Genomic DNA, 15,685 nt, shown 5'->3' with positions numbered 1-15,685 from the left:
AGCTATGAAAAGAATTAATATCTTAGATGAAAATACAGCTAATAAAATAGCAGCAGGAGAGGTAGTTGAAAGACCCTCTTCTGTGGTAAAAGAATTAGTTGAAAACAGTATTGATGCTGAAGCTAAGGATATAACCATTGAAGTAGAGGAAGGTGGCATAAGCCTTATAAAAATTATTGATGATGGTATAGGTATCTATGAAGATGATTTAGAAAAAGCTTTTATGGCCCATGCTACCAGCAAAATTAAAAGCGCAGAAGATATCTTTGCAATAAACACTCTAGGTTTTAGAGGTGAGGCCTTGCCAAGTATAGCTTCTATAGCAAAGGTTTATTTAAAGAGCAAATTCATAGACTCTGATAGTGGAAATGAAATAAAGATTGAAGCAGGAGAAGTAGTAGAGAAATCTAAAACCTCCTGTGCCAAAGGAACTGTGATTGAAGTTAGAGATATATTCTTTAATGTACCTGCTAGAAAGAAGTTTTTAAAGAGTACTTCAAGGGAAACATCCTTAATCAGTGATATAGTTACAAGAATAGCTATCTCTCATCCTGAGATTAGTTTTAAATTATTTAGTAACGGTAAAAAACTTCTACATACCTACGGTACAGGTAAGCTTGAAGATGCACTTAGAAGCATATATGGAAAGAATACTTGTGATGAGTTATTGTACTTTGAAGAGCATCATGATATCTATTCTATCTATGGTTATATAGGTAGGGAAGCTATCAGTAGAGGTTCAAGAAACAATGAAACCATCTTTGTAAACAAGAGATATGTAAAGGACAGAAAGCTCGCTATAGCAGTAGAGAATGCCTTTAGAGCCTTTTCAACTGTAAATAAATATCCCTTCTTTGTGCTTTTTGTAGATACTTATCCAGAGCTTATTGATGTAAACATTCATCCAACCAAGGCTGAAGTTAAGTTTAAGGATGATAGAACTGCTTTTAAGCTTATATTTGACACAGTGCATGGTGCATTAAAAGAAGATGTAATGGGAGAGTTTACCCTTCCTGAAGAAAAGACTAAGGATGAAGAGCAGGTAGAGGAGCTTAACTTCCTTGTTCAAGAAGAAACCTTAGATAAAGATGCACTTAGAAATGAGTTTAATCAAAGAATGTCACAGCTTAATTCTGAAAAGCCTGCATATGCTCAAGATAACAATGAGCATATTATGGTTAATGAAGGAAGAGGTAAGGATTATACTCCTGCTAAACCAATTTCAGAAGATAATTATATAATTCCACCTAAACCAATAGATGATCATTATGCTAGTGAAGTTTCTGCTAATATACAAAACTCAAATGCAACAAATGCTATGGGTAAAGATTCAAACCTAGCACAAACTAATCTGCAATCAGAAGGTTCTAAGGATAATAGTTTTGAAGTTAAAGATTCTCCATATAGAACTGAAGCAAATAAACAGACTCTTCAAAATACTAATGAAGAAACTCTTCAAAAAACTGAAGTGGATGCACAGTACACTGAAAACAAACAAACTGATACTATTAACACCACCGGAGAATGTGCACAAAATACTGGCTTAGATAATGCTAAAGAGGAACTTTTAAAGCAAAATCCTATAAAACCTCAAGCTAAGCTACCAGATTTTAAGGTGATCGGCCAATATAATAAAACTTACATTCTGGCAGAGTGGGATAACAATTTATTTTTAATAGATCAGCATGCAGCTCACGAAAAGGTTATGTTTGAGAAGTATTATAATAACATTCTAAATGGAGAAATAATTGTTCAAACTCTTCTTATTCCTGAAGTTATTGAACTTACCTTAGATGATTTTGCAATTTATGAAGAAAACAAAGAAGTATTTACTAACGCAGGTTTCACTGTAGAGGAATTTGGAGATAATACTGTTACAATTAAAGAAGTGCCATATTTTCTAGGACGCTTATCTTCAAAGAGACTTCTTTTAGATATAATAGATAACCTTAGACAGTTAGGTTCAGGAAAAACTGTAGAGGTAAAATATAATAGGATTGCAACAATGGCTTGTAAGTCTGCAGTTAAGGCAAATGATGAGCTTAATAAATCAGAAATGGAAGCTTTACTTGAAAAATTAAAATATTTAGATGATCCTTTCCATTGTCCACATGGAAGACCTACCATTATAAAGTTTACATTAACTGATATAGAAAGAAGATTTAAGAGAATAGTATAAGTAAGGTGATTAAGATGAAGAAAAAATTATTAATAATAGCAGGGCCAACAGCTGTTGGGAAAACAGATATATCTATTGAACTTGCAAAAAGGCTTAATGGAGAGATAATTTCCTGTGACTCAATGCAAATATATAAATATATGGACATTGGTTCTGCTAAGGTTTCTAAAGAGGAGATGCAAGGTGTTCCTCATTACATGATAGATATAGTATCACCTGAAAATGAATTTTCAGTGGCTGAATATAAAAGCCAAGTTACAGAAATAATAGATGATATCTGTAAGAGAGGAAAGCTTCCTATTATTGCAGGTGGAACTGGACTTTATATAAATTCAATTATCTGCAATATGAATTTTACTGAAAGTGAAAAGGATGAAGAATACAGAAGCTACCTAGAGAATTTAGCTGAAGAAAAGGGTGGCGAGTACCTTCATGAAATGCTTAAGGAAGTTGATCCTATAAGTTATGCAAACATCCACTATAACAATAAAAAGAGAGTAATCAGAGCCTTAGAAGTGTATAAGATAACCGGAAAGCCATTTTCATCCTTTGCTTCTGGTGACCAATATTATTCCACAGAGTATGATGTACATTATTATGTTTTAAACATGGATAGAGAAAAATTATACAATAGAATTAATATGCGTGTAGATATAATGATGAATAAAGGTCTTATAGATGAAGTTAAAGAATTGCAATCTATGGGTTGTAATGCAGAAATGCAATCTATGAAGGGAATAGGCTATAAGGAAATCTTATATTACCTTGATGGTAAAATCTCTTTAGAAACAGCTATAGATATGATAAAACAAGGTAGCAGAAACTATGCAAAGAGACAATTAACTTGGTTTAGAAAAGATCCAAGAGCTGAATTCATTGACAAAGATAAATATTCTTCAGAAGAAGAAATAATAGTGAAAATAATGGATGACATTAAAAACTCTTAGATGTATAATAGAACCATATATAAAAGTAGGAGGGTATTGAAGTGAATAAATCAACAAATAATTTACAAGATATATTTTTAAATGGTGCTAGAAAAAACAAAATTCCTGTCATAATATATTTAGTTAATGGGGTTCAAATTAGAGGTAATGTTAAAGGCTTTGATAGCTTTACAGTTGTTTTAGACTCAGAGGGAAAACAAATGCTTATTTACAAGCACGCAATTACCACTGTATCTCCTGCTAAACCAATATTATTCACTGGAAATACAAATGAAGAGATCTAATAGATAGGCAAGCTTAAGTTTGCCTATTTTTTTTGATTATGTTAAGATATTCTTTGGTGTTAATTACATATAAACAGTATAAAAAACACTAGCTTTTTAACTAGTATTTTTTATGATGTTCAAGCAATGGAGGGAAATAAATGTTAGATATAACTAAAGAGCTTTTATTAACAAAGTATAATATAAATAAAGAAGTTTTTGACTTAAGTGAGAAAGCTTTAAATGATGTAGAAGCTCAGTTTAAAATTTATGATAGTATAAGAGAATATAATCAATACAAGGTTCTAGATGCTTTTCAAAAGGAAAGAATCAGCGACAGTCATTTCACTAATTCAAGTGGATATGGTTACGGAGATATAGGAAGAGATTCTTTAGATTTAGTATATGCTAGAGTTTTAGGCGCAGAAGCAGCCTTGGTTAGACCTCATTTTGTAAATGGTACTCATGCTATAGGTACAGCTTTATTCGGAAACTTAAGACCAAACGATACCTTACTTGCCATTTCAGGAAAGCCTTATGATACTTTGCATAACATCATAGGTATTGATACCGATGAAAAGATAGGATCATTAAAAGAATATGGAGTTAAATATAAGCAAATTGATCTTACACCAGAATTCAAATTCGATTTAGAAAAAATCAAAGCTGAATTGCTTGGAGACTCAACAATAAGAGTTGTTCACATTCAAAGATCTACAGGCTACGGTTGGAGAAATTCTTTTACAGTAGATCAATTAGGAGAAATTATCTCTTATGTTAAATCAATCAGAAATGATGTATTAGTATTTGTTGATAACTGTTATGGTGAATTTATAGATACAAAGGAACCAACAGAAGTAGGAGCAGATTTAATCGCTGGTTCACTTATAAAGAACATAGGTGGAGGTATCGCTCCAACAGGTGGATACATAGCTGGTAAGAAGGAATATGTTGAACAAGCTGCCTATAGATTAACTGTACCTGGAATAGGAGGAGAGTGTGGCTCAACTTTCGGAGTTATGAGACAATTATTCCAAGGACTATTCCTTGCACCTCACGTAGCTATGGAAGCTGTTAAAGGAGCAGTTTACTGCGCTAGACTTATGGAACTTGCAGGCTTTGAAGTATTACCAAAGTACACTGACAAGAGAAGTGATATAATTCAAGCAATCAAATTCAACGATCCAGATAAGTTAATTCAATTCTGCAAGGGAATTCAAAAGGGATCTCCAATAGACTCATTTGTAGAATGCGAACCTTGGGATATGCCAGGATATAAGGATCAAGTTATAATGGCTGCAGGAGCCTTTATTCAAGGATCTTCAATTGAATTATCTGCAGATGCACCAATAAGAGCACCATACATCGCATACTTGCAAGGTGGATTAACCTTTGATCATGCTAAGATAGGCGTATTAATCGCTTTATCTAACGTTTTAAAGACTAAATAGATTATATATATATTTAATTAAAAATAAAGGCTTCTAATCATAGCAATGGATTTTCTTTAGAAGTACAAAATCAAAAACAATTAATAATAACACATGTGAAGTTGCAGGCAGTTTCACATGTGTTTTTTTATTGAAATAATAGAGTATATAGATAATCATCACAACATCAATTTATGTTTAATTATGTAAAATGTTTGAATAATCACATTACTCTATTGTATAATTAAATGCATACAAAATAGTAAAATATAACTAATTAAAAGTTTTTTTATTAAAGGAGGTGAGATATATGAAAACAAGACTTAATCATATAAGAGTAAATGTTTCTGATATTAATAAATCTTTAAAATGGTATGAAGAAATATTAGGCTTTGAATGTGATAGTGCTTGGCCTCCTGAAAATCCTACTTATTATGATTTTAAATCAGAAGAAGGTGCAACTTTTGCCATAATGGAAGTTAAGGATGAGAAATCACATGGCAGACTTAATTTTAATGTTGATGAAGTGGATGAACTTTGGGAAAAACTAAAAGATAAGGTTGAAATTGTTGAGCCTTTATTTGATACACCATGGGGAACTAAAAAATTTACAATTAGAGACTTGGACGGAAATGAATTAGGGTTTGGGAGGTAAAAGGAAACGTATTTTAAGACGACATAAAACGTAGAATATAGGGGGGAATTTTTTGTGAGTGAACATATATATGATAACTACTTTTGGCAAAATGATTTAGTGAGATTGAGACCTTGGAGCGAAGATGATTGGGAGTGGATTTATCATACTGGTTTTGATACATCATTAAGCAGATTAGCAAGTTATAAAGTTAATTTTCCGCCAACAATTTCAGAAGCCAAAGAATACAGTAAGGAAGTAGAGAATTGTGCTACAAAAAGTGGAAATACAGTTTTTGCTATAGAAACATTAGATGGCATACATGTTGGAAGAATAATTTTTGCATTAGATAGCGAAAGACACGGTACTTTTGGCATTGGTATTAGAATTGCAAAAGAATATCAAGGGAATGGATACGGAACAAGTGCCATGGAAATACTTTTAAAATATGCATTTATGGAAAGAAGGTTAAACAAATGTTCTTCAACTGTTTTAGAAGGAAATGAAGCAACCATCAAAATGCATAAAAAACTTGGATATGAGCAGGAAGGTGTCCTTAAACAAAACATTTATACAAATGGAAGGTATTACAATGAAATATGTCTTGGACTAACAAAGGACATGTATTTAAAAAACACGGTAGAATAAAAAATTTATATTAGCAAGTAAGTTATTCTACTTTTAAATAGCAAAATTAAAAAAGCTGAACTTAAAATACTAAGTTCAGCTTTTTATTAGTAAGCTCTGTATATACCAACTAACTTTCCTAAAATAGTGCAGTCGTCTACATAAATCGGTTGCAGAGTTTTATTTTCAGGTTGCAATCTTATACGATTTTCTTCTTTGTAGAAAGTTTTTATTGTAGCTTCATTCTCAATTAGAGCCACAACAATTTCTCCATTTCTAGCACTAGAAGTCTTTTCAAGAATAGCTAAATCGCCATCATTTATGCCAGCTTCAATCATACTAGTACCTGAAATCTTAAGCATAAATAATTCTCCATTATGCTTTACATAATCCATTGGTATAGGAAAGTAGTCTTCTATATTTTCTACAGCTAGAATAGGGCTACCTGCTGTAACCTTACCAACTATAGGAATTTCAAGCATTTCTCTTTTTGGATAGGATAATTCTAAAATCTCTATAGCACGTGGCTTAGTAGGATCTCTTCTTATAAGTCCTTTTTCTTCAAGTCTTTTCAAGTGACCATGTACTGTTGAAGTAGAACTCAATTCAACCGCATCACCAATTTCTCTTACTGATGGTGGATATCCTTTGTTTTCAGTATAACTTTTTAAGTATTTATAGATTTCATCTTGTTTTGTACTGTGTCTTGGCATTTTTTTCACCTTCCTATCTTATAAAATTATAACATATATATTGTAACTAATCAAACTAATGTTCTATATTATGATTATGAACCTATTTTTTTGATTTATACAGCAAAATTAAATTTTGTTTGCATTTTATGTAATTTCTCTGCAACTTGATATTTTATATTATTTTGATATAATAGTAAAGATAGACTAGTAAAAGGTGAGTAGGTGTATTTAAATGAATAAAGATAATTTTGAAAATTTAAATTTATGTGATGATGATTTCTGTGATTTAGATAAAAATAAAATATGTGATAATTGCTGCAAATGCCTTCAAAAAGACGGAATTGATATGGAAGCTGTTAAGATTGAAGGTATAGCAAAAAGCTTAGAAGAAAACGAAATGCTTCTTACCGAATTGAAAGAAGAAGATTTGTTAGGGGAGGAGAGTAACGATTCTCACATTCTAGATGAATACGAAAAACTTGATAATGGCGAATATGAAGATGCCTTTGAGCATATAGAGTATTTAGAAGAGTTAGATTCTGTGGTTGACGAAGATCTAGATGATTTAACTGAAGAAATCTTCCCTGGAGTTAGAAGGGTAAAAAGAGAAAAATAATAGCAGAGTATAAAGAAAATAAGATGGATTTTCCATCTTATTTTTTACTTTATTTTAGAAAGCGGATTTGATTTTACAGCTTCTCTTAATTGATCATTATCAACGTGAGTGTATATCTGAGTTGTAGATACATTTTCGTGGCCCAAAATCTGTTGTAAACTTCTTATATCTACATTTCCGTGTTTATACATCAAAGTTGCAGCAGTGTGTCTTAATTTATGAGGCGTATATTTATTATCAGTTAAACCTGCCATGTTGGCATATTTCTTCACTAACAATTCTACAGTTCTTTTATTTATTCTTCTGTTTTTGCTGCTTATAAATAGAGCATCCTTTTCTTCTTCAACAGTAACCTTTGAAGCATCTCGCACTTGAAGATAGTTATTTATAGTTCTAATACAAGATTCGTTTAAATAAACAGTTCTTTCTTTATTACCTTTACCTATAATATATAGAGTATCTTCACGAATTTTTGATACATCAATGCTACACAATTCAGATAAACGCATGCCACAATTAAGGAATAGAGTAAGTATACAATAATCTCTTGCGTAGTTTTTAGAGCTCTTATCTAAGGAATTCAAAAGGTTAATGCTTTGATCTAAGGTCAAATAAATCGGCTGCCTTTTATTTGTTTTAGGCGTTTCTAGATCTATTGTAGGGTTTTCGTTTATAACTCTAGCTTTACCATGCAAAAACTTAAAGAATGATTTTAATGTAGCAATTTTTCTTGATCTTGCTTGAGAGCCATTGTTCCTGTATTTTTCTGTAAAAGACATAAAAGCGTACAAATCAGATAAAGTTATTTTTTTGATGACATCATCGTCAATATCATTGATTTTAATCTCATCAAAATCTGTTTTGTTTGGTACCATGCCTTTATATAACTTTATAAATCTAAAAAACAATCCCAAATCCACTTTATAAGCTTCTATGGTATTTTTAGATTTTCCTTTGATCGTATCTAGATAATTCACGAATTCATTTACTCGCTGAGGTAATTTTTCGTTTGTTATGGATTTGATATCATAAAACATTTCAAAACTCCTTAAAATCTGTATTTTTTATTAGCTTAATTCAAATTGAAGCTTAAAAAAGCTTTTTGATGGTAATTTTTACTATTTAATTCTGTTTTCATTACGTTTATTTCGCTAAATATACATTTAGCGAAGTTATTATAATAAAATTATATCACAATTAGGTTATTTATTTCAATAAAAACTTGTTTTTTAACATCATAATTCTTATAACACACTTTCTTATTCTTATTTTGCAAATTTAATTTTAAGTTCTAACGCATCTTTATATTCGTATTTATAATTGCTAAAATTCAAATTATATTTTCGTCTCACATCAAATTTCAAATTTAAAGTACAAATCGATTCTAACAAAAAATTAATTTTCAAAATCATGAAGCATTAGTATTTATACATTTTAAATAAATTGAAATTATTTTTAACAGCAAAAACATTTTGCTATAAAATAAGTATTTTAATTGGCTTTTTGAAATACTTACACAAAATAAAAACTCACCAAACAAAATATTATTTTATCTGGTGAGTCAATATTCTTATTCATGTTTAATTAATCAATATCATTTAAGACTATACATTAATTTCAGCTTTTTCTCCAAGCATATCTTTGTTTTCTTCTAATATTGGTTTAACATATTCATCAACAAATTCTACAACTTGACTTGGAGCTCTACCAACAAATTTAGTTGGATCTATTATTTCATCTATTTCAGTTTCAGAAAGATTGAAGAATGAATCATTTTTAATTCTTTCAATTAAGTCATTATTTAATCCTTCCATTTTAACTCTAGCTGCAGCATCCATAGAATGTTCTCTTATTCTCTCGTGAAGTTCTTGTCTGTCTCCACCCTTCTTTACACATTCCATTATTATATTTTCTGTAGCCATGAATGGTAATTCATTTTTAACATGAGCTGCAATAACCTTTTCGTAAGTTACCATGCTTTCTGAAATATTTAAGTATAAATTCAACACTCCATCCAAAGCTAAAAATGCTTCTGATACAGAAAGTCTCTTATTAGCTGAATCATCTAGAGTTCTTTCAAACCATTGAGTTGATGCAGTAATTGCTGGATTCATTGCATTTACAATAACAAATCTTGCCAAAGCACTAATTCTTTCAGATCTCATAGGGTTTCTCTTATACGCCATAGCTGATGATCCTATTTGATGCTTTTCAAATGGTTCTTCTACTTCTTTCATATTTTGTAGCAATCTCAAGTCATTACTAAATTTATAAGCACTTTGTGCAATTTCTGAAAGAGTATTTAAAACTATTGAATCTAACTTTCTTGGGTAAGTTTGACCTGTAACTCCATAACTCTTTTCAAAGCCCATTTTTTTAGCTACCATTGTATCTAAAGCTTTAACCTTTTCTTCGTCTCCTTCAAAAAGATTCATGAAGCTTGCTTGAGTTCCTGTAGTACCTTTAACTCCCCTAAGCTTTAATGTACTAATTAAGAAATCTAAATTTTCCATATCCATTACTAGATCTTGAATCCATAATGTAGCTCTCTTTCCTACTGTAGTTAATTGAGCTGGTTGTAAATGGGTAAAACCAAGTGTTGGCATATCCTTATATTTTAAAGCAAAATCACTTAATAACTTTATTACATTCACTAACTTTTTCTTTATTAAAAGTAATGCATCTCTCATTATTATTATGTCAGTATTATCACCAACATAACAGCTTGTAGCTCCTAAATGAATTATTCCTTTAGCAGTTGGACATTGCAATCCATAAGCATATACATGACTCATAACATCATGGCGAACTTCTTTTTCTCTTTTTGCAGCCTCATCATAATTTACATCATAAATATGTGCTTTTAATTCTTGAATTTGTTCATCAGTTATATGTAATCCTAATTCTTGCTCGCATTCAGCTAAAGCAACCCAAAGTTTTCTCCAAGTTGTAAATTTCATATCATCAGAAAAGATAAATGACATCTCCTTAGATGCATAACGTGAATTAAGTGGTGTGCTGTATTGATCTCTCATACTTTAATTTACCTCCAAACGAATATAATTTTTTATTCTTTCGTTATATTTCGTATTATAACATATTTTATCATGAAATTCACTCTTTTTTAATATTTTATTCGTAAACTAACAAATTTGAGAAAAATGCAAAACAAAAGAGCCCCGAAGGGCCCTCTCATACTATTCTTCTAAGTTTTCTATTAATTTAGCTATTTCTTCAACAGCTAATGTTTCATCATCACCTGATGCTACAACTTTAATTACAGCATCCTTAGTTACTCCTAATGATAAAACACCAATTAAACTTTTAACGTTTGCTTTCTTTCCATTACATTCGATTGAAACGTCAGATTTGAAACCTGAAGCCTTTTTAACTAATAATGTAGCTGGTCTAGCGTGTAAACCAGTAGAATTTTTAACAACAACTTCCTTAGTTACCATTATATCCACCTCTTTAAATTTATAATACTTAACTCCTTAATTATAATAATTTTTCAACAAAAATTCAACTATAACTTTCGTTGTTAATCTACTATTTAAGACCTTTAATAAAGTTTTCTAGCCTATTCAAGCCTTTTTCTAAGTTATTCATAGATGTGGCATATGAAATTCTAATATAATCATCAAATCCAAACGCAACTCCAGGAACTGCAGCTACTTTTTCGCTTTCTAGCAGCATTTTTGCAAACTCTAATGAATCATTAACAGAGATATCACCAATCTTTTTGCCATATAAAGCAGAAACATTAATCATTACATAGAACGCGCCCTCAGGTCTTATATAACTAATATTATCAATTTGACTTAATCTCTCTACAGCAAAATCTCTACGCTTTTCAAATTCAACTTTCATTAGTTCAACTGTATGCTGTGGCCCTGTTAAAGCTTCTACACTTGCATATTGAGCAATTGAATTAGGATTAGATGTAAAGTGGCTTTGTATACTATTCATCAATGATACTAATTCCTTTGATGCAGCACAGTATCCAATTCTCCACCCTGTCATAGCATATGCTTTTGAAACACCATTTATGACAACTGTTCTTCTATATGCATCCTCGCTTAATGAAGCAATGCTTATATGTTCTGTTTCCCCATAAATTAACTTTTCATAAATTTCATCTGAAATTATAAATATATCTTGTTGTTTTGCAAATTCAGCAATCTCAGTTAATTCTTCTTTAGTATATACTGTTCCTGTAGGATTATTCGGACTATTGATAATAATAGCTTTTGTCTTACTGCTTATATATTTTTTCAAATCTTCAACTTTAAATTTATATTTATTTTTTTTATCTGTATCTACAAAAACTGGTTTTCCTCCAGCTAATTTCACTAGTTCAGGATATGTTACCCAATAAGGTTTTGGAATAAGAACTTCTTCGCCTTCATTTAGCAAAGCAAGAAAAATATTTGCAAGACATTGTTTGGCCCCATTGCAAACAATAATTTGATCTGTATTATAAGATAAATTATTATCTCTATACAACTTTTCTGTTATAGCTTTTTTTAGCGGTAAAATTCCTGTAGTTGGTGTATATTTAGTCTTACCTGCTTTCATCGCTTCATAAGCACTAGCAATTATGTTTTCAGGAGTATTAAAATCTGGTTCACCTGCTGAAAAACTTATTACATCTACTCCATCCTCTTTCATCTTATTGGCCATGGCTGTTATTTCAAGGGTTAATGAAGGTTCTATATTTTTAGCTTTTTGTGAAAAATTCATACTATTGCCCCCTATTTATTATGTATTGTGTATTATTTTTCCCTAACATTTATTATTATATCACCAATATATATAAATTGTAAAAAGAAAAAAACTGTTGTTTTCAACAGTTTTTTATTACAGATTCAATATTCTATCTAGGTTGTATTATTAACTTTATTGCTGTTCTTTCTTCCCCGTCAATTTCTATATCTGTAAAAGCTGGTATGCAAACTATATCTTTTCCACTCGGTGCCACAAAGCCTCTAGCAATTGCTATTGCTTTAACCGCTTGATTAATAGCTCCTGCGCCCACAGCTTGGATTTCCACGATATTCTTTTCTTTTATGATAGCCGCTAGTGCTCCTGCTACTGAATTTGGATTTGATTTTGTTGAAACTTTTAATACTTCCATTATTTAAAGACCCCCTAGTATAATCGATTACAGATATCGTTTACACGCAACTAATAAAAAAAAGCATGCAATCTCATATCTCTCTATATATATTCTATAAATTTTGTAAAATTCCTTCTTTAATTTTACTTTTATATAAAAAAATACATTTTGTTTTCACAAAATGTATTTTTAAAATTATTTAGCATAGTCAACTGCACGGGTTTCTCTAATTATATTTACTTTTATTTGACCAGGATATTCTAATTGCTCCTCAATGTTTTTAACCATATTTCTAGCCATTTCAACAGCCCCAGCATCGTCAACACATTCTGGTTTAACTATAATTCTAATTTCTCTACCAGCTTGAATAGCATATGACTTTTCCACACCTTCGTATGAGTTTGCAATTTCCTCTAATTTCTCTAGACGCTTGATATAAGCTTCTAAAGTTTCTCTTCTTGCACCAGGTCTTGCAGCTGATATTGCATCTGCTGCTTGAACTAACACTGCTTCCATTGAAATCATCTCCACATCACCATGATGTGCTGCAATTGCATTAACAATTACAGGTGATTCACGATATTTCTTCGCTAGGTCACCACCTATAATAGCATGAGGGCCTTCATATTCTTGATCTACGCCCTTACCAATATCATGCAGTAAACCCGCTCTCTTAGCAATATTAACATCTAAACCTAATTCAGATGCCATTAAGCCTGCTAAATATGAAACTTCTATGGAATGCTTTAAAACATTTTGACCGTAACTTGTTCTATATTTTAATCTACCAAGAAGTTTAATCACTTCTGGATGTAATCCATGAACACCAGTTTCAAAGGTTGCTTGTTCTCCTTCTTCCTTAATGTCATTTTCTACATCTTTAGTTGCCCTATCAACCATTTCTTCTATTCTAGCAGGATGTATTCTGCCATCAACGATTAGTTTTTCTAAGGCAATTCTAGCAACTTCTCTTCTTATAGGATCAAAGCTAGACAGGATAACTGCTTCTGGAGTATCATCAATTATTAAATCAACTCCTGTTAATGTTTCTAATGTTCTTATGTTTCTTCCTTCTCTACCGATAATTCTTCCTTTCATTTCATCGTTAGGAAGGGCTACAACATGAACAGTAGTTTCAGATACATGATCAGCAGCACATCTTTGAATTGCGGTTGTAATAATTTCTCTTGCTCTCTTATCTGCTTCTTCCTTAGCTCTTGTCTCAACTTCCTTAATCATAATTGCTACATCATGATTAATTTCTCTATTGACTTGATCTAATAGTATTTGTTTAGCATCTTCGCTTGATAAATTTGATATTCTTTCAAGTTCTTCTCTTTGCTTTGCATAAAGCTTATGAGCTTGATTTTCTACCTCTTTTATTTCTTGCATTTTATTACTAAGTTCGTTGTCTTTTTTCTCTAGAAGGTCACCCTTCTTATCAAGTGATTCTTCTCTTTGAATATTTCTTCTTTCTAATCTTTGAATTTCATTTCTTCTTTCTCTTAATTCTTTGTCACAATCACTTCTAAGTTTGTGCACTTCTTCTTTTGCTTCTAAAACTGATTCTTTTTTCAAAGCTTCAGCTTCTTTTTGCGCTGCTTCAAGAGTAGTTCTAGATTCAGCTTCTAAATCTAAAATTCTCTTCTTAGACGCATTTTTTATTAATATAATCTCCACAATTGCTAATAACACTAGTACAACTATGTCTATTATAAAATAAATAATAGGATCCATAATTAACACCTCCTCGCATCAATTTAGGCCATCTATAATCCAGTAATAGAAAGCGTGTAAGGTGTCAAGGTATTCTTACTGTTTTTTTGAATATGATAAACCAGTATTTGTTATAATCTTATAATAAAATTAATAAATTGTCAAGATGAGATAATTATTTCATATATAAATCTATTAAATTTTAATTTTAAAAGTCCATTTGACAAATCAAATGGACTTTTATTAATAAATTATTATGCTTCTGAAGAAACAGACTTAGATTCTTTTTTAGATTCCTTCTTATTAACTGTCTCAGTTTCTTTAACAGCTACTGTAGGTAAGTCGTATTTAGTTCTTATCATATTTTCTATTTCTAAAGCTATATCAGGATTCTCTTTTAAGAATTGCTTAGCATTTTCTCTTCCTTGACCTAATCTTATATCTCCGTATGAGAACCAAGCACCACTTTTTTGAATTATTTCATCCTTAACTCCTACATCAACAATATTACCAAATCTTGATATTCCTTCATTATACATAATATCAAATTCTGCTTGTTTAAATGGTGGAGCTACTTTATTTTTAGTAACCTTAACTCTAGTTCTGTTACCTAAGATAGCATCCCCTTGCTTAATTGAATCTATCCTTCTAACATCTAATCTAACAGATGCATAGAATTTTAATGCTCTACCACCTGGAGTTGTTTCAGGGTTTCCGAACATTACACCAACTTTTTCTCTTAATTGATTAATAAATACAACTATACAATTAGATTTATTAATTGTTCCAGTCAATTTTCTTAATGCTTGTGACATTAATCTTGCTTGAAGTCCAACGTGAGAATCTCCCATTTCTCCTTCAATTTCAGCTCTTGGTACAAGTGCTGCTACAGAGTCTACTACAACTACATCTATAGCTCCTGAACGCACTAAAGCTTCAGCTATTTCTAACGCTTGTTCTCCTGTATCTGGTTGAGAAACAATAAGGTTTTCGATATCTACACCTAAATTTTTAGCATAACCAGGATCTAGTGCATGCTCAGCATCTATAAATGCAACTGCTCCACCTATCTTTTGTGCTTCAGCAGATATATGTAAAGCTACAGTAGTCTTACCTGAAGATTCTGGCCCATAAATTTCTATAATTCTTCCTCTTGGAACGCCACCTATACCTAGTGCGATATCCAAATCTAAACAACCTGTAGAAATAGCTGCTAAATTTAAAGTGCTATGTTCTCCTAATTTCATTACTGAGCCTTTACCGAATTGCTTTTCTATTTTTCCCATAGCAGCTTCAATAGCTTTTAACTTTTCTTCATCTATACTCATAAAAACACCAACCTTTCATTCATCAAGAACATCTGTTCTGTATTTATATTATAAAACGCTTTTATTGTATTGTCAACTAATTTAAAAGCTCCATTTGGTATATAATGGAGCTTTCATTTCATAGTATTACC

The 15,685-nt window shown here is 31.0% G+C and carries 15 protein-coding genes; 7 read left to right on the top strand and 8 right to left on the bottom strand.

Features of this window, described 5'->3' with window-relative positions; translation table 11 throughout:
- Positions 1–4 precede the first annotated feature (4 nt).
- The 6 genes from mutL (at position 5) to OCU47_RS08100 (ending at position 6,101) form a co-directional block, all read left to right on the top strand.
- Entirely contained in the window at positions 5–2,179 is a 2,175-nt protein-coding gene (mutL, locus tag OCU47_RS08125) for a DNA mismatch repair endonuclease MutL (protein WP_261828098.1), read from the top strand.
- A gap of 14 nt (positions 2,180–2,193) precedes the next feature.
- Positions 2,194–3,126 carry a tRNA (adenosine(37)-N6)-dimethylallyltransferase MiaA gene (gene miaA, locus OCU47_RS08120; protein WP_261828097.1) on the top strand — a complete coding sequence of 311 codons (933 nt, stop codon included), beginning with the start codon at positions 2,194–2,196 and terminating at the stop codon, positions 3,124–3,126.
- Positions 3,127–3,167: 41 nt separating this feature from the next.
- On the top strand, positions 3,168–3,410 hold the full coding sequence (gene hfq / locus OCU47_RS08115) for an RNA chaperone Hfq (RefSeq protein ID WP_261828096.1): 243 nt from the start codon (positions 3,168–3,170) through the stop codon (positions 3,408–3,410).
- Between the two features lie 140 nt (positions 3,411–3,550).
- A complete protein-coding gene (locus tag OCU47_RS08110) occupies positions 3,551–4,840 on the top strand; it encodes a methionine gamma-lyase family protein (protein WP_261828095.1) in 1,290 nt (429 codons plus the stop codon).
- Between the two features lie 289 nt (positions 4,841–5,129).
- On the top strand, positions 5,130–5,474 hold the full coding sequence (locus OCU47_RS08105) for a VOC family protein (protein ID WP_261828094.1): 345 nt from the start codon (positions 5,130–5,132) through the stop codon (positions 5,472–5,474).
- Positions 5,475–5,528: 54 nt separating this feature from the next.
- A complete protein-coding gene (locus tag OCU47_RS08100; RefSeq protein ID WP_261828093.1) occupies positions 5,529–6,101 on the top strand; it encodes a GNAT family N-acetyltransferase in 573 nt (190 codons plus the stop codon).
- An 86-nt stretch (positions 6,102–6,187) separates the two neighbouring features.
- Here the strand turns inward: OCU47_RS08100 and lexA are convergent, their stop codons facing one another.
- Positions 6,188–6,793: a transcriptional repressor LexA gene (gene lexA / locus OCU47_RS08095; RefSeq protein WP_261828092.1), complete on the bottom strand. Its 606-nt coding sequence runs from the start codon at positions 6,791–6,793 to the stop codon at positions 6,188–6,190.
- Positions 6,794–7,007: 214 nt separating this feature from the next.
- Between lexA and OCU47_RS08090 the strand changes: the two genes are divergently transcribed.
- Positions 7,008–7,391, top strand: coding sequence for a hypothetical protein (locus OCU47_RS08090; RefSeq protein ID WP_261828091.1), 384 nt, complete (start codon positions 7,008–7,010; stop codon positions 7,389–7,391).
- Positions 7,392–7,435: 44 nt separating this feature from the next.
- On the opposite strand, the gene OCU47_RS08085 is transcribed toward OCU47_RS08090, so the two are convergent.
- From OCU47_RS08085 to recA, 7 genes are all read right to left on the bottom strand, one after another.
- Positions 7,436–8,428: a tyrosine recombinase XerC gene (locus tag OCU47_RS08085; protein WP_261828090.1), complete on the bottom strand. Its 993-nt coding sequence runs from the start codon at positions 8,426–8,428 to the stop codon at positions 7,436–7,438.
- 567 nt (positions 8,429–8,995) lie between these two features.
- Positions 8,996–10,426, bottom strand: coding sequence for an adenylosuccinate lyase (purB, locus tag OCU47_RS08080; RefSeq protein WP_261828089.1), 1,431 nt, complete (start codon positions 10,424–10,426; stop codon positions 8,996–8,998).
- A 162-nt stretch (positions 10,427–10,588) separates the two neighbouring features.
- On the bottom strand, positions 10,589–10,849 hold the full coding sequence (locus OCU47_RS08075) for an HPr family phosphocarrier protein (protein WP_261828088.1): 261 nt from the start codon (positions 10,847–10,849) through the stop codon (positions 10,589–10,591).
- Between the two features lie 91 nt (positions 10,850–10,940).
- Positions 10,941–12,134, bottom strand: a complete 1,194-nt coding sequence (locus tag OCU47_RS08070; RefSeq protein ID WP_261828087.1) for a pyridoxal phosphate-dependent aminotransferase — start codon at positions 12,132–12,134, stop codon at positions 10,941–10,943.
- Between the two features lie 133 nt (positions 12,135–12,267).
- On the bottom strand, positions 12,268–12,528 hold the full coding sequence (locus OCU47_RS08065) for a stage V sporulation protein S (RefSeq protein ID WP_261828086.1): 261 nt from the start codon (positions 12,526–12,528) through the stop codon (positions 12,268–12,270).
- A gap of 177 nt (positions 12,529–12,705) precedes the next feature.
- Positions 12,706–14,247: a ribonuclease Y gene (rny, locus tag OCU47_RS08060; protein ID WP_261828085.1), complete on the bottom strand. Its 1,542-nt coding sequence runs from the start codon at positions 14,245–14,247 to the stop codon at positions 12,706–12,708.
- A 233-nt stretch (positions 14,248–14,480) separates the two neighbouring features.
- Positions 14,481–15,554 (bottom strand): recombinase RecA, encoded by a 1,074-nt coding sequence (gene recA / locus OCU47_RS08055; RefSeq protein ID WP_261828084.1) that lies wholly within the window; start codon positions 15,552–15,554, stop codon positions 14,481–14,483.
- Between the last annotated feature and the right edge of the window lie 131 nt (positions 15,555–15,685).

The organism is Clostridium sp. TW13 (genome assembly GCF_024345225.1).
Taxonomy (GTDB): Bacteria; Bacillota; Clostridia; order Clostridiales; family Clostridiaceae; genus Inconstantimicrobium; species Inconstantimicrobium mannanitabidum.
This window is presented reverse-complemented; position numbering and strand designations above follow the sequence as displayed.